Annotated in this window: 1 pseudogene; it reads left to right on the plus strand. The window is 76.2% G+C overall.

What is annotated here, in order from left to right:
* Nucleotides 1–244, plus strand: a pseudogene (locus tag AC0IW9_RS31690) (ABC transporter ATP-binding protein); the annotation flags it as partial.

A 244-nucleotide genomic window follows, 5' to 3' on the forward strand; every position in this document is an offset into this window, starting at 1 on the left:
GAGCAGCTCGGCACGCCGGTCGAGGTCTATGCCCAGCCGCGCACGTTGTTTGTCTCGGGCTTCATCGGCAGCACCACCCGGCGGCCCTGCCTGCTGCTGGCGGTGGAGGATGGCATGGCCCGGCTCCGCCTGCCGGACGGCACGCATCTCTCGGGCCCGGTGGCCGAGGCGCCGCCGCCCGGCCCGGCGCTGCTGGCGGGGCGGCCGGACCAGCTGATGCTGCACGACGAGGCCGCGCCGGACC

Source organism: Belnapia sp. AC561 (assembly GCF_979252845.1).